General features: G+C 43.6%; 25 protein-coding genes. 8 read left to right on the top strand and 17 right to left on the bottom strand.

All coding sequences use genetic code 11. The features are described from left to right. Window positions 1–30: 30 nt before the first annotated feature. The gene (locus AACQ42_RS03050) at window positions 31–501 is read left to right on the top strand and encodes a zinc ribbon-containing protein (RefSeq protein WP_029388304.1); all 471 of its coding nucleotides are present in this window, start codon (window positions 31–33) and stop codon (window positions 499–501) included. A gap of 51 nt (window positions 502–552) precedes the next feature. On the opposite strand, the gene lnt is transcribed toward AACQ42_RS03050, so the two are convergent. From lnt to miaB, 5 genes are all read right to left on the bottom strand, one after another. Further along, window positions 553–2,073 carry an apolipoprotein N-acyltransferase gene (gene lnt / locus AACQ42_RS03045; protein ID WP_094165695.1) on the bottom strand — a complete coding sequence of 507 codons (1,521 nt, stop codon included), beginning with the start codon at window positions 2,071–2,073 and terminating at the stop codon, window positions 553–555. 33 nt (window positions 2,074–2,106) lie between these two features. Then, complete coding sequence (gene corC, locus AACQ42_RS03040; RefSeq protein ID WP_010317353.1) at window positions 2,107–2,982, bottom strand: CNNM family magnesium/cobalt transport protein CorC; 876 nt, start codon at window positions 2,980–2,982, stop codon at window positions 2,107–2,109. A gap of 85 nt (window positions 2,983–3,067) precedes the next feature. After that, window positions 3,068–3,532: an rRNA maturation RNase YbeY gene (ybeY, locus tag AACQ42_RS03035; protein WP_094165694.1), complete on the bottom strand. Its 465-nt coding sequence runs from the start codon at window positions 3,530–3,532 to the stop codon at window positions 3,068–3,070. Then, window positions 3,532–4,632 carry a PhoH family protein gene (locus AACQ42_RS03030; RefSeq protein WP_017045820.1) on the bottom strand — a complete coding sequence of 367 codons (1,101 nt, stop codon included), beginning with the start codon at window positions 4,630–4,632 and terminating at the stop codon, window positions 3,532–3,534. Before AACQ42_RS03030 ends, ybeY begins: the two co-directional genes overlap by 1 nt. Before the next feature lie 70 nt (window positions 4,633–4,702). After that, window positions 4,703–6,127 carry a tRNA (N6-isopentenyl adenosine(37)-C2)-methylthiotransferase MiaB gene (gene miaB, locus AACQ42_RS03025; RefSeq protein ID WP_017048014.1) on the bottom strand — a complete coding sequence of 475 codons (1,425 nt, stop codon included), beginning with the start codon at window positions 6,125–6,127 and terminating at the stop codon, window positions 4,703–4,705. A 257-nt stretch (window positions 6,128–6,384) separates the two neighbouring features. Here miaB and AACQ42_RS03020 point away from each other — a divergent pair, with 257 nt between their 5' ends. Further along, window positions 6,385–7,536 (top strand): 2-octaprenyl-3-methyl-6-methoxy-1,4-benzoquinol hydroxylase, encoded by a 1,152-nt coding sequence (locus AACQ42_RS03020; protein ID WP_094165693.1) that lies wholly within the window; start codon window positions 6,385–6,387, stop codon window positions 7,534–7,536. Window positions 7,537–7,615: 79 nt separating this feature from the next. On the opposite strand, the gene crr is transcribed toward AACQ42_RS03020, so the two are convergent. The 5 genes from crr to cysZ all read right to left on the bottom strand — a co-directional run bounded on the left by crr (window position 7,616) and on the right by cysZ (window position 12,529). After that, window positions 7,616–8,125 carry a PTS glucose transporter subunit IIA gene (gene crr, locus AACQ42_RS03015; RefSeq protein WP_010317358.1) on the bottom strand — a complete coding sequence of 170 codons (510 nt, stop codon included), beginning with the start codon at window positions 8,123–8,125 and terminating at the stop codon, window positions 7,616–7,618. A gap of 106 nt (window positions 8,126–8,231) precedes the next feature. Beyond that, complete coding sequence (gene ptsI / locus AACQ42_RS03010; RefSeq protein WP_013857325.1) at window positions 8,232–9,956, bottom strand: phosphoenolpyruvate-protein phosphotransferase PtsI; 1,725 nt, start codon at window positions 9,954–9,956, stop codon at window positions 8,232–8,234. Window positions 9,957–10,094: 138 nt separating this feature from the next. Further along, entirely contained in the window at window positions 10,095–10,352 is a 258-nt protein-coding gene (locus AACQ42_RS03005) for an HPr family phosphocarrier protein (RefSeq protein ID WP_026027491.1), read from the bottom strand. A gap of 298 nt (window positions 10,353–10,650) precedes the next feature. Then, window positions 10,651–11,619 (bottom strand): cysteine synthase A, encoded by a 969-nt coding sequence (cysK, locus tag AACQ42_RS03000; RefSeq protein WP_013857323.1) that lies wholly within the window; start codon window positions 11,617–11,619, stop codon window positions 10,651–10,653. A gap of 157 nt (window positions 11,620–11,776) precedes the next feature. Continuing rightward, window positions 11,777–12,529 (bottom strand): sulfate transporter CysZ, encoded by a 753-nt coding sequence (cysZ, locus tag AACQ42_RS02995; protein WP_013857322.1) that lies wholly within the window; start codon window positions 12,527–12,529, stop codon window positions 11,777–11,779. A 230-nt stretch (window positions 12,530–12,759) separates the two neighbouring features. Here cysZ and zipA point away from each other — a divergent pair, with 230 nt between their 5' ends. The 5 genes from zipA (at window position 12,760) to cueR (ending at window position 18,581) form a co-directional block, all read left to right on the top strand. After that, window positions 12,760–13,584, top strand: coding sequence for a cell division protein ZipA (gene zipA, locus AACQ42_RS02990; RefSeq protein WP_013857321.1), 825 nt, complete (start codon window positions 12,760–12,762; stop codon window positions 13,582–13,584). 68 nt (window positions 13,585–13,652) lie between these two features. Then, window positions 13,653–15,668, top strand: coding sequence for an NAD-dependent DNA ligase LigA (gene ligA / locus AACQ42_RS02985; protein WP_013857320.1), 2,016 nt, complete (start codon window positions 13,653–13,655; stop codon window positions 15,666–15,668). 504 nt (window positions 15,669–16,172) lie between these two features. Beyond that, on the top strand, window positions 16,173–17,216 hold the full coding sequence (gene chiP / locus AACQ42_RS02980; RefSeq protein WP_017045465.1) for a chitoporin: 1,044 nt from the start codon (window positions 16,173–16,175) through the stop codon (window positions 17,214–17,216). 75 nt (window positions 17,217–17,291) lie between these two features. Next, on the top strand, window positions 17,292–18,095 hold the full coding sequence (locus AACQ42_RS02975; RefSeq protein WP_094165692.1) for a hypothetical protein: 804 nt from the start codon (window positions 17,292–17,294) through the stop codon (window positions 18,093–18,095). Between the two features lie 66 nt (window positions 18,096–18,161). After that, complete coding sequence (gene cueR, locus AACQ42_RS02970; protein ID WP_019282246.1) at window positions 18,162–18,581, top strand: Cu(I)-responsive transcriptional regulator; 420 nt, start codon at window positions 18,162–18,164, stop codon at window positions 18,579–18,581. Between the two features lie 121 nt (window positions 18,582–18,702). On the opposite strand, the gene AACQ42_RS02965 is transcribed toward cueR, so the two are convergent. From AACQ42_RS02965 to AACQ42_RS02950, 4 genes are all read right to left on the bottom strand, one after another. Beyond that, window positions 18,703–19,170, bottom strand: a complete 468-nt coding sequence (locus AACQ42_RS02965) for an NfeD family protein (protein WP_094165691.1) — start codon at window positions 19,168–19,170, stop codon at window positions 18,703–18,705. Window positions 19,171–19,177: 7 nt separating this feature from the next. Further along, a complete protein-coding gene (locus AACQ42_RS02960) occupies window positions 19,178–20,101 on the bottom strand; it encodes an SPFH domain-containing protein (protein WP_013857314.1) in 924 nt (307 codons plus the stop codon). Between the two features lie 308 nt (window positions 20,102–20,409). Then, window positions 20,410–21,264, bottom strand: a complete 855-nt coding sequence (locus AACQ42_RS02955; RefSeq protein WP_094165690.1) for a thioredoxin family protein — start codon at window positions 21,262–21,264, stop codon at window positions 20,410–20,412. Window positions 21,265–21,663: 399 nt separating this feature from the next. Further along, window positions 21,664–22,578 (bottom strand): TIGR01777 family oxidoreductase, encoded by a 915-nt coding sequence (locus AACQ42_RS02950; RefSeq protein WP_094165689.1) that lies wholly within the window; start codon window positions 22,576–22,578, stop codon window positions 21,664–21,666. A 228-nt stretch (window positions 22,579–22,806) separates the two neighbouring features. Here AACQ42_RS02950 and yfcE point away from each other — a divergent pair, with 228 nt between their 5' ends. Then, the gene (gene yfcE / locus AACQ42_RS02945) at window positions 22,807–23,364 is read left to right on the top strand and encodes a phosphodiesterase (protein WP_026027494.1); all 558 of its coding nucleotides are present in this window, start codon (window positions 22,807–22,809) and stop codon (window positions 23,362–23,364) included. A gap of 17 nt (window positions 23,365–23,381) precedes the next feature. On the opposite strand, the gene AACQ42_RS02940 is transcribed toward yfcE, so the two are convergent. The 3 genes from AACQ42_RS02940 to AACQ42_RS02930 form a co-directional block, all read right to left on the bottom strand. Beyond that, window positions 23,382–23,660: a SelT/SelW/SelH family protein gene (locus tag AACQ42_RS02940; protein ID WP_017045494.1), complete on the bottom strand. Its 279-nt coding sequence runs from the start codon at window positions 23,658–23,660 to the stop codon at window positions 23,382–23,384. Between the two features lie 84 nt (window positions 23,661–23,744). After that, on the bottom strand, window positions 23,745–24,260 hold the full coding sequence (locus AACQ42_RS02935) for a regulatory protein ToxS (protein ID WP_026027495.1): 516 nt from the start codon (window positions 24,258–24,260) through the stop codon (window positions 23,745–23,747). 10 nt (window positions 24,261–24,270) lie between these two features. Further along, window positions 24,271–25,137, bottom strand: a complete 867-nt coding sequence (locus tag AACQ42_RS02930; protein ID WP_088721050.1) for a winged helix-turn-helix domain-containing protein — start codon at window positions 25,135–25,137, stop codon at window positions 24,271–24,273. Between the last annotated feature and the right edge of the window lie 50 nt (window positions 25,138–25,187).

Genomic DNA, 25,187 nt, shown 5'->3' with positions numbered 1-25,187 from the left:
ATAGCCAATCTGGTTTGATGGAGGTGGGTGATGCCAAAACGTAAAACAAGTTACGAAGAGATTGTGGATGACGTGATTGAAACGCTCAAACATAGTCCTGATGAAATGTCCCAAGTTTTGCAGACATCAGGTAAGGTTGTTGATGCTGCCAATAATCTCACCAAAGATGAATTGGCGCTTATTTCTGCCTATGTAAAAGCGGATCTCAAAGAATTCGCGGATAGTTTTGAAGAGAGTAGAAGCAGCCCATTTTCATTGATGATTACCAATTCAATTTGGCAGGGGCTTTTTGAAATCACCGATAAAACAAAAGTGGAATGGGTGGAATTGTTTCAAGATTTAGAACGACAAGGTTTGTATCAAGCGGGGGAGATGATAGGCCTTGGGATGTTAGTGTGTGACCATTGTGGGCATAAAACCCAGTATAATCATCCAACTGAAATTATGCCTTGTATTCAATGTGGGCAAACGGCTTTTACTCGTCAGCCATTAAAACCTTAATGGTTGCTGATAGAAAACAACAAAAAGGCGCTGAAATGCGCCTTTTTGAGGTTAAGAGTGAGGTGAGTGACGTCTTGTCCATCCGACGATCAAACTGAGTAACACCCAGACGTAGAGCGGCCAAGTGCCGACAGCGTGATACGGCGTCTCTCCTTTGGTCGACGTGATGGTTGCTTTCAATACGGCCGTTTCAAATTGTGGGATCTGCTGCGTTATTTTACCTTTGTGATCCGTCACGGCGGTGACACCATTGTTGGTTGAACGAATGAGCGGTTTACCCAGCTCTAAAGCTCTCATCCGAGCAATCTCCATATGTTGCAATGGGCCATTTGAATGCCCAAACCACGCATCGTTAGAGAGGGTTAAGATAAAATCTGTTTCATCAGTGACATTCGCTCGGACTTGTTCATTGAAGATGATTTCATAGCACAGTGCCGCGGCTAGGTGTCTACCCTTGGCAATCAGATTCGGTTGAATATAGTCACCACGGCTAAATGAAGACATCGGCAAGTTGAAAAAGGGTGCGATGGGCCTGAGCCAATCTTCAAATGGCACAAACTCACCAAATGGCAATAAATGATGCTTATGGTAGCGAGCGTCAGAGTCATAACGGTAGTCGCCATAAGGGTTGGTGCCAAGTACCAGAATGCTGTTGTAAAAAGATCGCTCTGGGCTTTGGTTGAGCACGCCTGTGACAATCGCACTGTCGTTCATTTTTGCCGCAGAATCTAAGTTACTCAAATAGGAAGGGATCTCGAATTCAAATGCGGGAATCGCCGCTTCTGGCCATACGATAATATCCGCGTCCCAGTTTTCTCGACTGAGATCGGTGTAGGCCATAATGGTTGGCCAGCGCTGATTGGGAAGCCATTTTTCCGCTTGCTTAATATTACCTTGAATCAGTGCGACGCGAGTTTGTGTGCTGGGATCGGGAGTGACCCAATCGAAATTGCGTAGTCCAAACCCCGTCGCCAATATGGTCAGAGGAATGAGCACGAGTATCCAAGAGCGCTTAAGCCACGTCATGGCTAGAGCGCTAGAACAGAGGAGCGTGAAGAAGGTGACCAGCTCAACGCCTCCCAGTGGTGCGAAACTGGCAAGCGGGCTATCAATTTGACTATAACCAAGCCATAACCAAGGAAAGCCGGTCATTACCCAGCCTCGAAGCCAATCGGTAATTAGCCAAAGCGCAGGGGTGGCTAATAAAAAATGGCTGATAGTGTTACGGCGGAAAAAACGGTTGAGTAAGCCAGCGAAAAGCCCAGAATAAAGGGCTAAATAACCGACCAGTAATGACATCAGGAACAGGCTGGCAATTTTGGGCATACCACCAAAGGTATCAATACTGACGTGCACCCAACTGATGCCAAAAGCAAAAAAACCTAAGCCCCAGCAGTATCCGATCCATGCTGCTTTTTTAGCTGGTTGCTGATTAATGAGCAACAATAGCAACATGGGGGTGAGTATGGCCAGCGGCCAAAACTGATAAGGAGCAAAAGCGAGTGGGGTTAATGCGCCAACAAAAGCGGCCGCAAGCGGCCGCATTAGGCGATGAAAAAGTGCTTTAATCATCTATCTCATTCTGCTGATGTGAGTGGGGTTATGTCACTCTTCTGCTATCACTGGAAGTGATTCAAGATCAGGAATAGTGACTTGCAGTTGAACCACTCGGCGGTTGTCTGCTGCGGTGACTTTAAAGCTGTATTTGTCGATTTCTACAACTTCGCCACGGCTTGGCAGGTGGCCAAAGGCTGTCATCACCAATCCCCCTACAGTATCTACTTCTTCATCGCTGAACTTAGTACCAAAGGTTTCGTTAAACTCTTCGATGGTGGTCAGCGCTTTAACTGCAAAAGTATGTTTGCTGAGCTTACGGATATCCAATTGTTCTTCATCATCGAACTCGTCTTCAATGTCGCCAACGATCTCTTCCAAAATATCTTCAATGGTCACTAAGCCAGACACGCCACCGAATTCATCCACGACGATCGCCATGTGGTAACGCTCCTCTCGGAACTCCTTCAATAAGCGATCAACCCGTTTACTTTCTGGTACCACGACTGCCGGGCGGATCACTTCTAAAATGTTAAAAGGTGCACTGTCTGAACCTAAATATTTGAGTAAGTCCTTCGCTAGTAGAATGCCTTCAACATGGTCTTTATCTTCACTGATCACTGGGTAACGTGAGTGCTGAGCATCGGTGATCAGCGCAATTAAGGTATCCAAGTCATCGTTTTTATCGATAGTGACCATTTGTGAGCGTGGGATCATAATATCACGCACGCGCATCTCAGAAATCTCCATCACACCTTCAAGCATATCTCTTGTGTCATGGTCGATAAGGTCATTGATTTCAGAGTCGCGGATCACATCCACAAGCTCTTGGCGATCTCTCGGATCACCTTGAAATAATTGGCCTAGGCGTTCAAAGAAGGACTTTCTACTCGGACCTTCAGAATTCTGGGGGTTATCTTCGTTCATTGTTTCTCTAATTTTCCTCGCTATCAGATGTGTGATAGCACACGTATCGTACCGACTTTAGCGGTACTAGCTTCATTGTCTGGAGCTATTCCTTCTCAGCAATATACGGGTCTTCAAAGCCCATTTTTTGCAGAATTTCAGTTTCAAGAGATTCCATCTCTTCGGCTTCATCATCATCGATATGATCATAACCTAGCAGATGTAGACTGCCGTGTACAACCATATGAGCCCAGTGTGCCATCAACGGTTTTTGTTGCTCATCGGCTTCTTGTTCCACCACTTGGCGGCAAATGACAAGGTCACCGAGCAGGTCCAACTCTATGCCCGGAGGCATCTCAAAAGGGAAGGATAGCACGTTGGTCGGCCTATCTTTTCCTCGGTAATCGCGATTGAGCTGTTGACTCTCTTCGGAATCAACAATTCGCACAGTGACTTCCGCTTGTTCCTGAAATGGGGTCACCGCGTGAGTTAACCAATGGCTGAACTCATCAAAAGTAGGTAACCCTTGCTCATTTCTGACCGCTAATTGTAAATCTAGTTCGATACTCATTATTCACCAACGTTTTTTGTTGCGGTTACTGTATTCACTTCAGTAGAAACATCCACAGACTTTACTTCTCGCTCTTCACGACGACGTTGCTCTTGAGCTTTACGCTCTTTTTGGTCCTGAGCTTCCCATTTTTCGTAAGCGTTGACGATACGAGCAACCACTGGATGACGTACGACATCATCAGACAAAAAGAAGTTGAAGCTGATTTCGTCAACTTCATTGAGCACTTCAATGGCATGGCGAAGACCTGAACGAGCGCCACGTGGCAAATCGATTTGTGTCACATCACCCGTAATAACGGCTCTTGAATTAAACCCAATCCGTGTCAGGAACATTTTCATTTGTTCAACGGTAGTGTTTTGACTTTCATCTAAAATAATAAAAGCATCGTTGAGCGTACGTCCGCGCATGTAAGCGAGTGGCGCAACTTCAATCACATTGCGTTCAATGAGCTTTTCTACTCGCTCAAAGCCAAGCATTTCAAACAACGCGTCATAAAGCGGTCGTAGGTACGGGTCGACTTTTTGGCTTAAATCACCGGGTAGGAAGCCCAATTTTTCACCTGCTTCAACCGCCGGGCGTGTTAACAAAATTCGACGAACTTCTTGGCGCTCTAGCGCATCAACTGCAGCGGCAACGGCTAAGTAGGTTTTACCTGTCCCTGCAGGGCCAATACCAAAGCTGATGTCGTGCGTCACCATGTTAACGAGATACTGAGCTTGGTTAGGCGTACGCGGCTTTATCAGCCCTTTCTTGGTCTTAATGAAGACTTCTTTGCCATGTTGAATACTTGATTCAGACGGCTGCTCAAGGATCCCTGAATCTTTGATGGCTAGATGAATTTGCTCTGGTTCGATATCGGGAATTTGACCACGTATGGGTGAGGTATTAACGTACAAAGATTTGATAATATCCAACGCAGCCGCGGCAGTGTGTGGTTTACCGACTATGGTGAAAAACTGGCTGCGGTGATTAATTTCAACACCAAGACGGCGTTCTAATTGTTTGATGTTGTCATCGAATGGACCGCACAGGCTAGCAAGACGGCGGTTGTCTGAAGGTTCTAGATCTATCTCTAGCGTAACAATTTTATTGCTCAATGTTGCCTCTCAGTTTGCCATGGTACAGTGCCCGATTATGATCGAGCACTGTATGACATTATGCTTAAACCTAAGGTGTAAAAGTGGCTACCCCTAGCTCATTTTCTCGACGTGTTTTCGCCATCATTTGCGTTGGTGAAATCACGGTGCGAAGATCCATCGCTTGTTCAGTGCGAACAAGTTCACCACGCAGTGAGTTGGCAAACACATCGACAATTTTTACATCGACAAATTGGCCAATCAGATCGGCGGAGCCTTCAAAGTTAACGACACGGTTATTTTCGGTACGGGCGCGAAGCTCCATTAGATTTTTCTTAGATGGGCCTTCGACTAATACGCGTTGTTCTGTACCTAACATCAAACGTGAGTAACGCATCGCTTGTGCGTTGATTGTTTGCTGCAGTTCATATAAACGCTCTTTTTTGGCGTCTTCTGATAAATCACATGGGTAATCAGCGGCTGGCGTACCCGGGCGAGGGGAGAAGATAAAGCTGAAGCTCATATCAAAATCAACGTCTTTAATCAGCTTCATTGTATCTTGAAAGTCTTTATCTGTTTCACCGGGGAAACCGACAATAAAGTCAGAACTGATTTGTATCTCTGGGCGCGCCTTACGCAGTTTGCGAATAATGGATTTGTACTCAATCGCGGTGTGTGGGCGCTTCATCATGGTTAAGATTCGGTCTGAACCACTTTGTACCGGAAGATGTAGGAAACTCACCAGCTCAGGTGTGTCTTCATAAACGGCAATAATATCGTCGGTAAATTCGAGTGGGTGGCTGGTGGTGAATCGAATGCGATCAATACCATCAATAGAGGCCACTAAGCGCAGCAGATTGGCAAATGAGCAGATTTCACCATCGTGCATAGGGCCACGGTATGCGTTAACGTTTTGTCCTAAAAGATTGACTTCGCGTACACCTTGCGCCGCGAGTTGCGCGATTTCATACAACACGTCATCCATTGGGCGGCTGACTTCTTCACCGCGAGTGTAAGGTACTACGCAGTAAGTGCAGTATTTTGAACACCCTTCCATAATAGAGACGAATGCGGTTGCGCCGTCTGCTTTTGGTTCTGGTAAACGGTCGAATTTTTCAATCTCTGGGAACGAAATGTCCATGACTGGCGCATCGTTGGTTTGCGATTGTTTTATCATTTCTGGCAAGCGGTGTAGGGTTTGCGGGCCAAAAATAACATCAACAAAGGGAGCGCGTTCACGGATGTGATCACCTTCTTGGGTTGCAACACAGCCGCCAACGCCAATCACGACGCCTGGTTTTTTATCTTTCAATGTTTTCCAACGACCCAGTTGGTGAAAGACTTTCTCTTGTGCTTTTTCTCGGATCGAACAGGTGTTAAGTAATAATACATCTGCTTCCTCTGGCTCTTCCGTTAGCTCGTAGCCGTTTGCAGCGTTAAGCAGGTCGGCCATTTTTGATGAATCGTATTCGTTCATCTGGCAGCCCCAGGTTTTAATTAGCAGTTTCTTACTCATCTCACTTTCGCTCGTCTTATTGGTCTAAATTGGTTGAACTAATGCTCAAATTGTAGCCGCCATCTCGGCGGTAAGCCGCGTATTGTACTGCTTTAAAAAGTCACTGACTAGTCATCCAATAAAATCTCTCGCATGTTCCGTCATCTCTAGATTTTTACCATAGAAAGTGCAGGGTTTTTGTGTAAAAAAATTCGCAAAAAAGAGCTGAAAACGTACAATGAAAATCGACTCAAAACTCAGACGATTAAGTATAAACAATGAACAATTTTGACGTGGTGGTGATTGGCGGTGGCATGGTTGGGGCGGCAGTGGCTATAGGCTTTGCTAAGCAAGGTCGCACGGTTGCTCTGGTTGAGGGTATAGAGCCTGAAGCGTTTACAATAGACCAAGCAATGGATCTGCGCGTATCAGCCATTTCGCAAACTTCGGTTCAGTTACTTACTGACTTAGGTGCATGGAATGAAATTGCACAAATGCGTGTTTGCCCTTATCGCCGCCTAGAAACCTGGGAGCACCCAGAGTGCCGTACTCGCTTTCATAGCGATGCACTCGGCCTCCCTCAGCTGGGGTATATGGTCGAAAATCGTCTTATTCAGATCGGATTGTGGGGGCAATTTGCGCACTATCCGAATTTGCAGGTTTTTTGTCCTGATAAGCTCAAACACATTGTGTTTGGCCAACAAAATAGCGTGCTTTTAGAGTCAGGCGCAACTCTTACTGCAACTTGGGTGATTGGTGCGGATGGTGCAAATTCTCTTGTGCGGCAGCTGGCGGGAATTGGTATTACCGCGTGGGATTATCGACACCATTGCATGTTGATCAATGTCGAAACTCATCAACCTCAGCAAGATATTACTTGGCAGCAATTTTTTCCATCCGGCCCGCGCTCGTTTCTTCCTTTGCCGGGTAATCAAGCTTCTTTGGTATGGTATGACTCACCAAAACGAATTCGCCAATTGTGTGCGATGAACAAGCAGCAGTTAAGGGAGCAAGTGTTGGCCTCCTTTCCTGAGGAACTAGGCGATATTAACGTGTTGCAGTGCGGGGCATTTCCCCTCACTCGTCGTCATGCTCAGACGTATGCGAAACGGCAATGTGTTTTGGTTGGCGATTCAGCACACACGATTAACCCTCTGGCTGGGCAAGGGGTGAATTTAGGGTTTAAAGATGTAAAAGCGTTATTAGCTGTGACACAAAATCAAGAAGCTTTAACACAAGCGCAATTACGGAATTATGAAACATGCAGAAGGCCGGATAACTTAGTGATGCAATCAGGAATGGATCTGTTTTATAAAACGTTCAGCAACGAGGTTTTGCCAGCAAAGTTGGTGCGCAACGCGGTATTGAAGTTGGCCGAACATTCAGGCCCAGTGAAGGAAAAACTGTTGAAATACGCGTTAGGTTTGTAGTGCGATTTGAGCTGTTTTTGTAGAAACAAAAAACGCTGCAGATCAGCAGCGTTTTTTACGTAATAAAAATTTTAACGAATTACTTAGTTACACGTAGAACCGGTGTTTCACCAACAACGACGGTGCCAGAAAGCTTGTTTAGCTCTTTGATTTCGTCCATGTTAGAGATAACAACAGGTGTTAGTGTTGATTTTGCTTTCTCTTCAAGAAGCGCTAGGTCGAATTCGATAACAGTATCGCCTGCTTTAACCGCTTGGCCTTCTTGAGCGATACGAGTAAAACCTTCACCTTTTAGTTCAACTGTGTCGATACCAAAGTGGACGAATAACTCAACACCGTCATCAGACTCGATTGAAAACGCATGGTTAGTTTCGAAAATCTTACCGATAGTGCCGTTAACTGGAGCTACCATTTTGTTACCTGATGGTTTAATCGCAATACCATCACCAACAATTTTCTCAGCGAAAACAACATCTGGCACATCTTCGATATTGACGATTTCACCAGAAAGAGGGGCAATAATTTCAATCGCACCTGCATCTGAGCTGTCGTCAGATACTAGCTTCTTAAGTTTATCAAACAGACCCATTGTGTCATGCTCCTAACGTTTAATTTTATTCTGTCGAATTATAGTATACCAATCGCCAACAATAGACGACCTATTTTTAGTCGTCTATCTCATTGGTATTAGCGAATTATTGCGTTTTCTCTGCGATGAATTTTTCCACACAAGCTTCGATTTCAGCTGCGGTTGGGAAAGAGAGTGCTTCTTCTGCCATCGCTTTAACTTCGGCGAAGTTTGAGTTGCGGATCACTTTCTTCACTTTAGGGATAGAGATACCACTCATAGAGAATTCATCTAGCCCCATACCAAGTAGAAGTAGCGTTGCACGTTCATCACCCGCTAACTCGCCACACATACCCGTCCATTTACCTTCAGCGTGTGAAGCATCAATCACTTGCTTAATCACGGTTAAAACTGCTGGAGAAAGTGGGTTATACAGGTGTGAAATCATTTCGTTACCACGGTCAACCGCAAGAGTGTATTGGGTTAAATCATTGGTACCGATAGAGAAAAATGACACTTCTTTTGCCAAGTGGTGCGCAATTGCCGCTGCCGCAGGTGTTTCAACCATAACGCCGATTTCGATATTTTCATCGAACGCTAAGCCTTCAGTACGAAGTTCTTCTTTGTATTCTTCAATGGCGTTTTTAAGCTCACGAATTTCTTCTACAGAGATGATCATCGGGAACATGATACGCAGTTTACCATGCGCAGACGCACGCAGAATGCCACGAAGCTGATCTCGTAAGATGTCACGACGGTCTAAGCTGATGCGAATCGCGCGCCAGCCCAAAAATGGGTTCATCTCTTTTGGTAGATCCATGTACGGGAGATCTTTATCACCACCGATATCCATGGTACGGATAATCACCGCTTCACCACTCATCGCTTCTGCAACTTCTTTATAAGCTTGGTATTGCTCATCTTCAGTTGGTAGCGCGCTGCGGTCCATGAATAAAAACTCAGTACGATATAAGCCAACGCCTTCACCACCGTTGCGTAAAATACCATCGCAGTCTTTTACTGTGCCGATGTTACCGCATACTTCAACTTGGTGGCCATCGAGTGTGATAGCAGGTAGGTCTTTTAGTTTTGCGAGCTCTTCTTTTTCCGCAGCAAAATCATCACGAATTTTTTTCGCTTCTTCAAGCTGTGCTTCTGAAGGATTAATGATGATTTTGTTGTTCATGGCGTCAAGAATAAGCATGTCGCCATTCTTTACTTTCTTAGTGATGTCGTTAGTACCAACAATCGCTGGAAGCTCAAGTGAACGTGCCATGATTGAAGTATGAGATGTACGACCACCGATATCACAAGCAAAACCCAGCACGTAATCAAGATTGATTTGTGCAGTTTCAGAAGGCGTTAAATCGTAAGCAACAAGAATCACCCGTTCGTTAATATCACTCAGTGAAACGATATTAATGCCGAGTGCATTTTTAACAAAGCGCGTACCGATATCGCGGATGTCTGTCGCGCGTTCTTTTAGATATTCATCATCAAGAGATTCTAGGGCAGCAGCCTGCTCTTCTATCACGGTATAGATCGCGTTGTCTGCATGCATTTTGTCATTTTTGATGAGTGCTAAAATTTCCTCTTCTAGCTCTTCATCTTCAAGCAACATGATGTGGCCTTCAAAGATGGCTTCTTTTTCTTCACCGAATGTTTCAAGTGCTTTTTGTTTGATCACTTCTAGCTGAGCAGAAGATTTGTTACGAGCGTCATAAAAACACTGAACTTCTGCTTCTACTTGGTCATCTGAAATAGAGTGAGTATTTAGGACAATTTCATCTTCTTGAAGTAGCAGTGCTTTACCAAAAGCAATGCCTGGAGATGCTAGGATGCCTGAAATCATAGCGTTACCTTAAATTGGTCAACTGTAAACGGGAGAATGTGGACTATTGCGCTAACGGTAATTAGTAGCTCAAAATGTAGACTATTTCCAACAAAGCCATTTTGTTTTCACAAAATGGCTTTGAAATAGTGGACCGGATTAATGTAGTTGGTCCATGAGAGCAACTAGGTGATCTACCGCTTGCTTAGCTTGAGGGCCTTCAGCAGAAATAGTCACAACGGTACCTTTTACTAGGCCAAGAGTTTGAAGTTTGAATAGGCTCTTAGCACTTGCGCTTTTGCCGTTAGAAGTCACTGTGATGTCTGCATCGAATACTTTTGCTTCTTTAACGAACTGCGCAGCAGGACGAGTGTGAAGGCCGTTTTCTGCAGTGATTTCTACTTGCTTCTCGTACATGTTATATACCCCAATTGATTTATTTTTTGTTAGTTTCTTCACCAGAACAGCTTAACTGCTAATCAACGGTTCTGCTAGCAGAGTAACGCTGTTTTAGTGTCATAGCTGATACTGATTTAAATTTCATAATCACGATTTCAATCTATGTTGTCATTCGTCATTATAGTTAATACGTTTCTGACTTCTTTATTTCGAAGCTTAAAATAAAACGAGGTGATATTACCAAAGGTGAGGCAAGGATCAACAAAAAAGCCCCTGTATGGGGCTTTTTTAAACGAAAATTTGATTTAACCACCTATTACTGTTGGTTCTCTTTCTCGGTAAATAGGCCAGAAAATAGTGCGGTGCTCAGATAACGCTCACCTGAGCTTGGTAGTACCGCTACAATTGTTTTTCCTTCAAATTCAGGTAGTTCTGCTAATCTATTCGCTGCTACAATCGCTGCGCCTGATGAAATTCCAGCCAAAATCCCTTCCTCTTCCATGAGGCGTCTTGCCATTTCAATCGCTTCTTCTGAAGTGACGGCTTCAACACGGTCAATGAGGGATAAATCGAGGTTGCCAGGAATAAATCCTGCTCCTATACCTTGGATTTTGTGTGGCGCAGGTTTGATTTCATCTCCAGCAAGTGCTTGAGCAATGACTGGCGACTCCGCAGGTTCAACCGCAACTGAGATGATAGCCTTGCCTTTTTGGCCCTTAATGTAGCGACTTGTGCCCGTTAAAGTACCACCGGTTCCGACACCTGCAACGAACACGTCAATCTCACCATCAGTTGCATCCCAGATTTCGGGCCCGGTTGTTTTTTCGTGGATTTGTGGGTTGGCTGGGTTATTGAATTGCTGCAGCAACAAGTATTTTTCAGGGTTGCTGGCAACAATTTCTTCTGCTTTAGCAATTGCGCCTTTCATGCCTTTCGCCGCTTCGGTGAGTTCAAGGTTGGCTCCTAAAGCTTTAAGCAGTTTACGGCGCTCTAAACTCATTGATTCAGGCATAGTAAGCGTCAACTTATAGCCACGAGCTGCTGCAACAAACGCAAGAGCAACACCGGTGTTACCGCTGGTTGGCTCTACAAGTTCAACGCCAGGTTTCAGTGTGCCAGCTTTTTCTGCTTCCCAAATCATGTTGGCACCGATACGGCACTTCACGCTAAAGCTTGGGTTGCGCGCTTCAATTTTCGCCAGTACCTTACCTTTGCTGACTTTGTTTAAGCGAACAAGAGGAGTGTTACCAATAGTCAGAGAGTTGTCTTCGTAAATTTTGCTCATTGCGATATTCCTTTATTACACACGTTATATGTGCCTGGCGGTCTGATAAGACACGTGAGTGGATACAGATGCAGAATAGGTGTTAACCTTAAAACGTAAAAGGATTAAAAAGTTATAACTTATAGAGGGATATGCAGGTTGAATCTCCCTCGCACCATCACTGCAGTTTGTTTTTAAATTCACCAACCCACATGGCTGTTGCCCCGCATACAGCAACCGGCATGACGATTAAGTTAACAATGGGTATGGTGGTAAAAATCGACACTAAAACACCAAAGCTATACGCCTTGGTCTGTTTTTGTTTCAAATTGTGTCTCATCTGGTTAAAGCTCACTTTGTGGTTGTCAAATGGGTAGTCACAGTATTGGATGGCTAACATCCATGCAGTGAAAATGAACCACAGCAAAGGGCCTAAGGTTTGTCCTAAGGCAGGAATTAGGAGCAATAAGAACAAACCGATTGCTTTGGGTAAGGTATAGATTAATTTTCGCCACTCTCTTGCGAGGATACGTGGGATGTCTTTGACCATAGACCAGATGCCATCGCTGTTGATTGGAGCGCCAATTAATCTTTCTTCCACTTTTTCTGCGAGTAGCCCATTAAATGGTGCAGCGACGAAGTTAGCCAGCGTACTGAAGAAATAGGAGAACGTGGCTAAGATAGTGATCGCGAGCAATGGCCATAAAACGTAACTTAGCCAAGATAAAAAATCAGGGATTTGACCAATAAACTGTTCTATCCACGTATTGAGATGATTGAATAAGTAAAAAAGAGCGCTGCCGACGAGAATGATGTTGATGAGTAATGGCAGAATCACAAAGCGTCGAATGCCGGGGGTCAGTGCTAGCTCTAGACCAAAAAAGAAGTATCCAAAACCTGAACGTTGCTTAAGTGTCATACCGTTATCCATGTGAATATCTGTTAATCAATACTAAAAAGCTATTCTACTCAACCTGCCGAAGAAGAAAAGCGTGGTGAAAATCACATCATGTATTGAACTTCTCACATTAAGTTGTTCTAAATCGGTACAAACTTTTGGTAAAGTACCCCGATAGACCGATATAACCCACGTTGGTGACACGTTCAATTCAAGCTGGTAAAGCTGAGAATAACCATGCATCGAGAAACTGAGAGTGAAACATGCAGGAATTGCGATTCGTACTCATAATTGTTGGCGCGCTAGCGATAGCCGCGTTGCTATTTCATGGTCTTTGGACCAGTAAGAAAGAAGGGAAGTCCAAGTTTGAGGATAAGCCTCTTGGTAAAATTGATGTTGATCACGATGATACACAATCTGCGACCCAGCGTTCATTTGCTCCGGAAGATGATTTCGAAATTATTCGCAAAGTACGTAAAGAGCCAGATTTTAGTGAAGCGGTTGACCCTCTCATTGACGGTTATTCACCAAGCTTTGAACCTGAAAATGTGCTTGATGAACTCGATGATGTGCCCTCAATATCGATGAAAACCGAATCCCCAAGTCTCAGTGAACAAGATGATGTCATTGCTGACGATAATCAAAAATCCGACGTTCAAGAAGCCGAAATGGAAGTGATTGTGCTGAATGTGCATTGTGCGGGAAATGATCCCTTTGTCGGCACTAAGCTTTTTGACAGTATGCAGCAAAACGGCCTTCTTTATGGTGAGATGGATATTTTCCACCGGCATGCCGATCTGTCAGGTACAGGGAAAGTGCTGTTTAGTGTTGCCAACATGATGCAACCCGGTACATTGGCACATCATGATCCTGCGGAGTTTACTACTCGCGGTATCTCATTCTTCATGACACTGCCTTGCTACGGCGAGCCTGATCAAAATTTCAAATTAATGCTTAAAACCGCTCAACAAATCGCTGATGATTTAGGTGGCAATGTATTGGATGATGCGCGTAATTTAATGACGCCAGATCGATTGGCTGCCTACCGACGCCAAATCCAAGAGTTTAAAAGCGCACGCAACGCGTAGACGCGTAGAATAAACATCGACCATTAAGGGCTCCTAGTCGGAGCCTTTTTTCATGATCCGAGAGAATTATGATGCAAACAATAGAACACAAATTAAGCCAACTTCGTGAGACGCTGCATTATCATGCTGTACGTTATTATGTAGAAGATAACCCTGAAATTCCTGACGCTGAGTATGATCGTTTGATGCGTGAGCTGCTTGAGTTGGAATCGCAGTATCCGGAGTTAGTCACAGCGGATTCACCCAGCTTGCGTGTTGGAGGTAAGCCTTTAGAGGGTTTTGCCCAGGTGACTCATGAAATTCCAATGCTCTCTTTAGATAATGTGTTTGATGAGAATGAGCTTGATGCCTTTCACAAGCGGATGCAAGACCGGATACCGAGTGCCCACTTTAACGCTTTTTGCTGCGAACCTAAGCTTGATGGTTTAGCCGTGAGTTTGCTTTACGAAAATGGTGTGTTAGTACAAGCCGCCACGCGTGGGGATGGCGCGGTCGGTGAAAACATTACGGAAAACGTGCGAACGATCAGTGCTATTCCACTGAAGTTACAGGGAAAAGGGTGGCCCGTTCGTTTAGAAGTTCGTGGTGAAGTGTTCATGCCTAAAGCCGGTTTTGAGCGATTGAACCAACAAGCACTCAAAAAAGGTGAAAAAACCTTTGTTAACCCAAGAAATGCAGCCGCAGGGAGCTTGAGACAGCTCGACTCAAAAATCACAGCTCAAAGGCCGTTGAATTTTTATGCTTACAGTGTTGGTGTGATTGAAGGCGCTGAGTTAGCAAGCAGTCATTATCAGCGCTTTTTGCAGTTAAAAGGGTGGGGGCTGCCGATGTGCCCTGAAACACGTCTAGTCTCTTCAATGGATGAAGTGAAAGAGTACTACCAAAGTATCTTAACTCGTCGCGCTCAACTCGCGTATGAGATTGATGGCGTGGTGATTAAAGTTGATGATATTGAATTGCAACAAAAGCTCGGTTTTGTCGCGCGGGCGCCTCGCTGGGCGATTGCTTATAAATTTCCCGCCCAAGAAGAAATAACGCTCCTGAACGATGTTGAATTTCAAGTGGGCCGTACCGGGGCTATTACACCTGTTGCGAAGTTAGAACCTGTATTTGTGGGGGGAGTCACCGTCAGCAATGCGACATTACACAACGCTGATGAAATTGAGCGCCTAGGCGTGAAAATTGGTGATAGCGTTATTATTCGTCGAGCAGGCGATGTTATCCCACAGATTGTTTCTGTGTTGTTAGACAGACGCTCTGATACAGTGGTCGATATTGTTTTCCCGCAGTACTGCCCGGTGTGCAACTCTGACATTGAGCGTGTTGAAGGTGAAGCTGTCGCCCGTTGTACAGGGGGGTTAGTGTGTCAAGCTCAGCGCAAAGAAGCATTAAAGCACTTTGTCTCTCGCAAAGCGTTAGACGTGGATGGTTTAGGCGAAAAAGTGATTGAGCAGCTTGTTGATAAAGAGATGGTGAGCACGCCCGCGGACCTCTTCCGTCTAAAAGCAGGCCAGCTAACGGTGTTAGAGCGTATGGGACCAAAATCAGCACAAAATATCGTTAATGCACTGAATGCCGCCAAAATGACCACATTACCCCGTTTTTTGTATTCATTGGGCATACGTGAAGTCGGGGAAGCGACGGCGGCGAATCTTGCGCTCCATTTCGGGTCATTAGACAAAATTCGCCAAGCGACCCATGAAGAACTACTTGAAGTTCAAGATGTTGGAGTTATCGTTGCGAGTCATATCACATCTTTTTTTGAGCAAGATAAAAACCAACGGGTGATTAATGAATTGATCGAACTCGGTATCCAGTGGCCTAATATCGAAAAGCCGAGCCAAGATGCGATTCTCCCTTTACTTGGTAAAGTGGTGGTTTTGACGGGGAGCTTGTCGAAACTCTCTAGAAGTGATGCGAAAGCGGCGCTACAAGAGCTTGGCGCAAAAGTAACGGGAAGCGTCTCTAAAAACACCGATATACTATTTGCCGGAGAAGCGGCCGGTTCAAAATTAGTAAAAGCGCAAGAACTAGGCATCGAAATTCGCAGCGAACAAGATTTGCTTGAGTTAATGAAAAGCTAATTTTTTAAGCATCCCTTCCTTCATAAAGCCTCAAAATTAATTTTGAGGCTTTATTTTTATCTCAAACCGCCACATTAAAATGTCCAGTAATTAGAAAAAAAGCCCTCATTTTCTTCGATGCCAATCAAGAAGAACTTTACTCTCTTTCAATTTATTATTGCGATGCACTTCAAGCTATTAGTGTAATTGTTTTTGTATCATTTTGAAAATTAATGAGTTTTTTGTTTTTATATTTTGTTTTATGACTTATTAGATCTTGATCACTTACTTGGTCAAAGTTTGCCGTAGCTCATATTTTTTTAGATAAAAATTAAGTTCTCATTGATGTTTTCTGTTGCGAAGTTAGTCTAGTGAACATGGATACACGATGTGTATGCAGGAAAAGAGAAAATCAGAAAATTAATGACTAATTTAGGTTTTCAACATAGGAAATGATTTCTCCCTTCGGCGGCCAACTTAAGGGGGAAATAAAAAACAGCTATATCTATTTTTAGGAGTTTTTCCATGGACAAAATGTTTAAACGTACTCTTTTAGGCGCTGCAGTTGCTATGGCGTCAACTGGTGCATTCGCAGCGTCTGAAACAGGTGCAATTGGTGTGCTGTCTGATTTTAACGTGCAAGCGTACGGTGTTGCTGCTATTTCTGCTTTTTATCAAGAAGATAGTAATGGCTACGATTATGAAAATGAATCACGCATAGGTTTCCGTGCTAGCAAAGATATGTTTGATAATGTGAACGTATTTATGCAAATTGAATCAGGTTATGTTGGCGAAGATGGTAAAGGTAACACTTTAGGTGCCCGTGATACTTTTCTTGGTTTGCAAGGAGATTGGGGTAAAATTCGTTTTGGTCGTATGCTAACCCCTCTATATGAAATCGTTGACTGGCCATACTCTAACCCAGGTTTAGGTCGTGTATTCGATTGGGGTGGCGATGTTGCAGGCCATTATGATCGTAAAGGTGATATTGCTCGCTACGACTCACCAGCCTTCGGTGGTCTAACATTTAACATTTCTGCTGGTCGTGGTGATGTAGGCACTAAGGGTTCAAATCACTTTGGTGCAGCTGTTCACTATAATGCAGCTGATATCGTAACTTTCCATGTCGGTTACGAAAATAACTCAAAATACCAATTAACTTTAACAGAAGACAAAAAAGATGATATTAAAGCTGCTGCTGACGCAACAGCGTATATCGTAGGTTTTGAACTTCCACTGCCAGCAGGCTTCGGCTTAGCTGGGGCTTATAAGTATACGGAAGGTGTTTCTAAACACTATAGTAATGCTGGTAAAGAAGGTGAGCAAGGTCAATACTCTCTGATCGGCCAATACTGGAATGGTCCATGGGGCTTCAAAGTAGGCTATGCAGCTAACCTTGATTCTGAAGTGAACGGTGTAGATCAAAATGATGATGATGAAGTATTGTCTGCACAGCTGATGTACGTGAAAAATGGTTTCGTGCCATACATTCGTGTTGGTCAGCACGACGCATACAACTCTGATGATAAGAAAGGATTTGTACGTGTAGGCTTGGAATACGGCTTCTAATTTGACAAACCTTGCCTTTCTTTAATAAAACGCCGGCCTTGTGCCGGTGTTTTTACTCCATAAACAAGGACATAAATGATGAATTTATTTAAAACGACCATATTATTTTCAACCATCACAATGGCCGTTGGATGCAGTAATTTAGACAGTTCTAGTGTGTTCAATGATGTGGCGAAGAATGTCAAAGAAAGGCACAACTATGTTCAAGTTGTAGCAAAAGACATTACACCAGGAGCTAAGGCAATTTTAGGTCCTGATATTGTAAAATCTGAGCTAAGCTATGTCGGTAATTTCCCTAAATCTGAAGGGGTAAATATTGAATATTCATATGTTGATATGAATGTTACTTATTTTAAAAATTATGACCAATTTGACACAGTTACTTACTCATCACAGAAGTTTAAAGTAGAAACATATCGTCCATTGGCTGAGACTTGTACCGAGCATTGTACGACGACGCAATGGTTTAAGTTTCCATTATCTCAAGAATATATTCAGCAACTGAGCTCGGATTCGGTTGTGTTTACGCTGACCTCATCAACAGACAAAAGCCAAGTAGAATTTTCGGTGCCTAAAGCCTACTTCTTAGCCGTGATTGACGAGGCGAACTTCACCTTAGGCAGTTCAACGATACCTTCCAGTGTCACTCACTCAGTGCAAGAGCAAGCGACTAAAACTATTGAAATGGTTCAATATTGGTTTGCTGAAGCTGATGTTAACGATCGGGAAATATTTGAAAACTGGGCATTTAGCAATCGAGATAACATTAGCCAACCTCTGAAGGCAGAAAATAAGCCATTAGATATGCTAGGGTACTGGTATGAGAAAGCGAATAAAGCTGAGAAGTCTCAGATTCTGAGCTGGTTACTAAATCAATAATCAAGCTTGCGATTTATCGTTATAAAAGGCATGGTTAAATCATGCCTTTTAAGTATTACGCTTACTATGAATATTAGCCAAGTTTCTCAGTTAACAGCACTTACCGCTAAGTCCATTCGTCTTTATGAAGAGAAGGGGCTGATATCGCCGCCCCTTCGTTCAGAGAATGGTTACCGTCATTATCAACAAGCGCATATTGATGATCTTTTACTTATTGCGCGATGCAAGCGCGTTGGTTTTAGTTTAGAGGAATGTAAATCCTTACTCGCCCTTGCCAACGATCCGTACCGGACCAGTTTTGCAGTCAAAGAGAAAGCGCAAGAGAAGTTGAAACAAGTATCACAGAAGCTGGCAGAGCTTTCATTGATTAAGTTGCAACTAGAAGAGTGGATTACCGAATGTCCAGGCGACGGCGGTAGTGAATGCCCAATCATAGATAATTTGAAGGGGCAGTGTTGCCATAACGACTTGAACAAGTCAGTGTGAAAATGAGCTCATTAGCTAATGAGCTGTCGAGGCACACACTACAATTGGGCTGCCCATAAATGAAAAAACCAAAAGCAATTCATCACTTTTGGTTTTTATGTACTTTCTTACTAATGTTTACTCAATGAGGCTGGCTCTCTTTAGGCTCAACAATCAACACAATTCCTTCGACATCCACGACTTTAACCACAACATCGGCTTCTAGGTTTTGCTGGCATTTTGCTATCCACGTTGTATCGCCGAGCTGCAATCGAAAAGTTGCCCCTTCTTGAACGCTCTCTTTAAGACGAGCTGTTTGTCCGATCAGCTGTTTCTGTTTCTGGTTCAGATCACGAGTCTCATCACCATCGTGGTCTGATTTAAATTGTTTACGCCACCATAACCAAGTCGTGACGAGTGATAAACTTGCAAAAGCCATCCACTGCAGTTGCCAACTGATGGGGAGCATCGTAAAGATAAGGCCAACGATGAGTGCGGAAATACCTAACCAAAGAAAATACCCAGCAGTTCCAAGCAGTTCCAATGCAACAAGCACTAAGCCTAATGCGAGCCAGTGCCAATAATTCATTTGTTGTATTAGCTCTATCACGTTAGGCCTACTTATCTTGTGAGGATTTTAGGTTGAACATTTCAGCAATGCCAGCAACCGAACCCATCAACCCAGTTGCTTCTAATGGCAGCATGATGATTTTGCTGTTCTCTGCTTGACCAATGGCTTTAAGTGCTTCGGTATATCCTTGAGCGATAAAGTAGTTAACCGCTTGCATGTCACCTTGCGCAATCGCATTCGAAACCATCTCTGTCGCTTTGGCTTCTGCTTCAGCAGCGCGTTCACGTGCTTCGGCTTGAAGAATAGCCGCCTGCTTTTCACCTTCAGCTTTAAGTATTTCAGACTGCTTTTGGCCTTCGGCGCGTAAAATTTGTGCTTGACGTACGCCTTCGGCTTCTAACACTTCAGCACGTTTATTTCTCTCCGCTTTCATTTGCGCATTCATCGCTGCGGTTAAATCCGCTGGTGGTTGTACATCTTTAATTTCGATGCGAGTGACTTTTACACCCCAAGGGTTAGTCGCCTGATCGACTATCGATAACAATTTAGTGTTGATCATGTCACGCTGGCTGAGCATTTCATCCAGTTCCATCGAGCCCAGTACGGTACGCATATTGGTTAGAGTTAAGTTGCGAATGGCGTGTTGTAGTTCGCTAACTTCATAGGCGGCTTTTGCAGCATCAATCACTTGCACGAAGCAAACCGCGTCGATAACAACATTGGCGTTATCTTTGGATATCACTTCTTGTGCTGGGATATCAAGCACCTGTTCCATCATATTGATTTTTTGTCCGACGCGATCAATGAATGGAATAATGATATTTAAACCGGGGCGTAGGGTGTGTGTGTAACGTCCAAAACGCTCTACTGTCCAATTGCTCCCTTGTGAAACGGTTTTCACTGCAGAAAAGATAAATGAAATAACGACGAATACAAATATGCCAACGGCGACGAGTGAATCAATAGCCATAACGGTTCCTTTTAAGTATTAAATAATCCTAATGTTGATGTTCCTTTCTCTATTGAATCGGCCGCTGTGTTAGCTAAGTTCGTTCACCCCAATCATAGAGCTTATTGTGCTCATAGGGATGAACTCACTTGCCGACTGCCAGTATCTCCAAGTCATTTGGATATAGGAGCGATTCTCATCAACGTTTGAGCTTTGCTATTGATCATTCTCTATCAGTTATCGATATGGAACAAATGAAATAATGAGATTTGATACTGGTTTTTTAAACAATCAAAGCAGAACGTTTCCAGTTTAATTGCTTGATATTATTAGTATAATAGTGAATACAGCTTTCTGCGATAGAGATTTGCCACACTATTTCCTTGTCCAAGAGCACTTAAAATGTCCATAAACACTTTTTTGAGCCCGCCATCGAGGCAATTGAGGTCGCTTTGTAAAAATGACCATAACAGCTCGAGAGCTTCTTCATTACGGTTAACTTGATGATATTGAAGCGCTAACTCACTTGCTATGTGAGCGTTGTTTGGCTCAGCGGAAAAAATCTCTTCTAATGCTTGAATCTCTGGGCTGTCAGCGGCTTGCTTGTGCAGCTCCAGTTTGGCGATTAAGCCTTTGTAGTAACCATCTTGATACTCTAGTGGGATGCGTTCCAGTTCTGTTTCTGCCGCTTCATACTGCTGAGTTTCCAGAAACACATCAGCGAGGGCCAGTTTGACCTCTGCTTTTGCTTTCATATCGTCAGGTAGACTTAGTAGCAAAGGTAGTGCTTGCGAATGTTGTGTTTGCTCTATCAGTGTTAAGGCTTGCTGTAGCGCAATTTCATCGTGGCTTGGCAAATGTTTGTTTAACATTGTATTCACTGTTTCTATGGTCTGAGCACCTGCTAAACCGTCGACCGCTTGACCATTAATAAACAGAGCGATTGTTGGCAGGGCTTGAACACCAAATTGTGCTGCCACTTGCTGTTCTTGTTGGCAGTTGAGAAGAGCCAATGTGAATGCGCCACTGTGTTGTTGCGCTACGCTTTGTAATTCAGGAATGAGTTGTACGCTCTCTTGATTCATGGGTGCCCAAAAATAAAAGAGAATAGGAGTCTCAACTGAGCGTTCGAACACCTCTCGAAAGTTGTGCTGATTGACCTCAACGATGTAAGGTGATTGCATGATATTTTCCTTGCGATAATCAAGTTTATAGTCTTAGAAATAGGGGTAAAAATTGGAATATCAAGGGCAAATGAAAAACGCTACCGTTAAAGTAGCGTTTTTTATCTCTCAAAGAGAGGGCAAGCAGAGGTGTCTATAATATTAAAAATAGTGTCAGCGCAACACCGACACTGAGCCAATTTAATTGGTGTAATGTCATATTCGTCGTACCACATGTAACGCTTTATATTGGATTAACTGGGATATCCAGAGTTGTATCATGTCACATGAATGTTACGAATTAATGACAATTAAGTTGGTTGCTCTACTTTATGCAACCGTCGGTTTATCCACTGATAAGTATCGCTTTTGTCATTATCGTATACCTTGCTATTCACAAAAAATATAGGCCAGTTTTGGTTAAGCACGATGTTGTAATATATTTTTCAACGCAGGTTCTAGGTGTGAAAACTGGAAGTGAAATCCTAGCTCGGTTAGCTTTTTAGGTTTTGCTCTAATACTGTCAAACAGTAAAACAGCCGCTTCACCCATTGCAAGGTTTAGAACCCATTTGGGAGTGAATAGTATGTGTGGTCGACGTAATGTTTTCGCCAATAGCTGGCTAAAATGCTTATTAGGTACGGGATGTGGAGCACAGAGGTTAAAAGCACCTTGTGCATGTGGCGTGTCTAATAAATAGGCTATCGCTCGTGCCATATCTAATAAGTGGATCCATGGCATATACTGTTCACCCTTACCAAGAGGGCCGCCCAAGCCTAAACGGTAAGGTGGCAGCATTTTCTTTAAAGCACCACCATCACTAGCGAGCACGATCCCCGTACGCAATAGGCACACTCGAGTTTTTTCTGATTGCGCTTGGAGTGCGATGCGCTCCCATTTTTCGCAAACGTGATGAGGAAAACTTTGTTGGTGCACATGTAATGTTTCATCAAACGGATGAGACTGTTGGTCACCATAATAGCCGACGGCCGAGCCACTGATGAAAACGGAGGGTGGTTCAGTACTGGCATGGATGAGTTCAACTAACCGCTCTGTTATTTCCCATCGGCTAGCGCAAATGATCGATTTTTGCTGTTTGCTCCAACGTTTGTCGGCGATCGGTTCTCCTGCAAGATTGATAATGGCGTCAAATTGATTCGCGTCTTTTAAACTCGCTAGGGAGGTCAGGTAGGTGATACTACCTTTGTCTACATGGGCGAGCTGCTGTTTAGCTCGCTCTATATCGCGCGTGAGAAGGTAGATATTGTGCGTGAAAATCTGTTTCATCAGCTCTTTACCGATAAAGCCAGTCCCTCCCGTTAATAGTATTTTCATGTTTCTACCTCATTGGTCTGTGCGATATCACCTAAATGGTGGTGATGAGAACGATAGCCATGTTGGTTAAGTGACGATGCTTGTTTGCCATCTAACCTAATATAGGAAACTTATTTAGCATACGTGAATTGTTCGTGGTGATAAATGACAATGTTTATCCATAACTAAAGATGACGAAGTGTGCTGAAATTCGTACAATCTGTAGCTCCAAAATACGGAGATAAAAGTATGAAGTTGTTTTTTGCTTCGGATTTACACGGTTCACTGCCTGCTACTGAAAAAGTACTCAGTCTATTTGAACAGTCAGGTGCAGACACTTTAGTACTGCTAGGAGACCTTTTAAATCATGGTCCGCGTAATCCTATACCTGATGGGTATAATCCGACCGCAGTGGCGGAGTGCTTGAATCGATGGGCGCCGCATATTGTGGCGGTCAGAGGCAATTGTGATAGCGAAGTCGACCAAATGCTGCTCGACTTTCCGATGATGATGGATTTTTGTTGGGTAGTTTTGGAGTCAGGAACTCGTTTTTTCTTAACGCATGGCCATCAATATAATGCTCAAAATAGGCCACCATTAAAAAAAGGTGATGTTTTGATCCATGGCCACTCGCACATCCCTATGGCGCAAGGTCAAGATGATGTCATTATTGTCAACCCGGGGTCCGCGACCTTTCCACGTAATGAATTTCCCCCAAGCTACGCTATTTATACGGATGGATTATTTCAAGTAATGGGGCTAGAGGGGCAAGGACTGGCGCAATATCGTTTAGCGACTAGCTCTTAAACCGGTCGCTATCTGATTTACCTGTTGTCTGAATGACCCAGATCTCGCTCTGGGTCAATGATATCTCGGACTCGTTGCTTAAGAACTTTTGCTTCAGGGAAACCACCATCATGTTTACGTTCCCAAATACGTTGTCCATTGCACATGATTTCAAATCGTCCCCCTGTATCAGGGTAGAGACGCACAGATTCAATTTCTTCACTAAAAGTATGCAGTAACTCTTGGCTTAGCCAAGTGGCTCGAAGCATCCAATTACACTGGCGGCAATAGTAGATCTCAATATTGGCTTTTTCCATGGTGTACCTTTTGTGAAGAAGTAAGGGCCATACGCAACAAAGGATCTTTTCGACCCTTCATTGAAGTTACAGATTACTCGATGGCTAATTGATAAACAGCACTGTCGAACCATGGCTTAGGCTGGTGAGCAATAATGTTTTTTCATTGACGACATCAATGCGTCGACTTTGTTGAGCATCCATCTTGAAAAATTGAGTAATCAGTTCTAATTGCTCAGGGGTAAAGTCCTTACTTTGACTAGAACTAATGTTTTTAAATTCGCTAGGCGATATCAATAAGTAGCTATCACTGATATCCCAGGTGCCGGTTTCTGAGATATTAATGAAACTTTCACTTTCACCACCCACGGCGAATAACTTCACATTTGACATTCTAATATAAGTACCGTTAGGTAAATATTTCACATTCGAATTGACATCAACCCGACGGATTGGCCCAACAGAATCATTCTGTTGACTGCGTTTTACCACAGTGACCATTTTAGATTGCCATTCTTGCGCCGTTAGGATTTGTTCTATTTTTAAATCACTGCCCCAGTATAACCAACTACTGAATAGTGCAGAGATAGCTAAGATGAGGGTTGCCACTTTTGGATTCATATTTATGCCCTTATTTACACACGTTGGCCAAATCATCTTGGTTAGCTAAAATTCGTAAAGTGACATTTTCACCCGAGAACTCAGAACTATGGATGTAATTCAATACGAGCTGATTATTTTGACCACCAGTCGCAATCACCTGCTTAGGTGCCAGTTCTCCAGTATGTGATTCATTGTATTTTTTTACGCACTTTTCAATAGAAGGTAACCATTTGTTTAGGTCTGGATGATTGATGGGCGTATTCACAACTATGTTGTTATAAACCGCAATCTGTTTAAATTTTGATTGTGCAGGGCTAGTCAATAGGAGAGCCAGGATAGGTAAGAAAAGAGCCACAACCAGCATCAATTTGCTTTGCAGTGTTAACTTTTCTCTCCCTATTTTTACTTTCGCGAGTGGATCTGTCGTCACGGTTTGGGATGTTGTCTCTTCGGGTTGCGAAGTGGTATCCGCGTCAATGTCTTGGATAGACTCACTGGCCAGTAACGGTTCCTCTTCAGGCTCGTTGAAGGTGTTTTTTTGTGAGTAGGGGGTTGCTCGAGTCACCGAGGCGATCATTTGATAACCTCGTTTCGGCACGGTTTTGACGAATTCTGGTGATTTGGTTTGATCTTTCAACATCTTACGAAGTGTTGAAATCGCTTGAGTTAAGCTTGAGTCATCAACTTCAAAACCTTGTTCACGCCAAACAAACTCATGCAGTTCATGGCGTGTAATCACTTCATTGGGGCGTTCACAAAGTAGAAGTAAAATTCGACTTTCGTTACTACCAAGGCGAACAGCCTCTTGTTCGTTTTCTTGTTCAAGCAAAGAGTTACTATTGGGATCAAACGTGAATCGGTTAGCAAGGATGAATTTTGTGCCTATGTTACTCATGATAATCTTCTTATTGTTGGCATGTTTAACCGTCCATCAACCTAGCCTGC

This window comes from Vibrio sp. V12_P9A6T4 (genome assembly GCF_963874835.1).
In the GTDB taxonomy this organism is placed as follows: domain Bacteria; phylum Pseudomonadota; class Gammaproteobacteria; order Enterobacterales; family Vibrionaceae; genus Vibrio; species Vibrio anguillarum.
The sequence above is the reverse complement of the archived record's forward strand: the minus strand, read 5'-3'. Positions and strand labels throughout refer to the sequence as shown.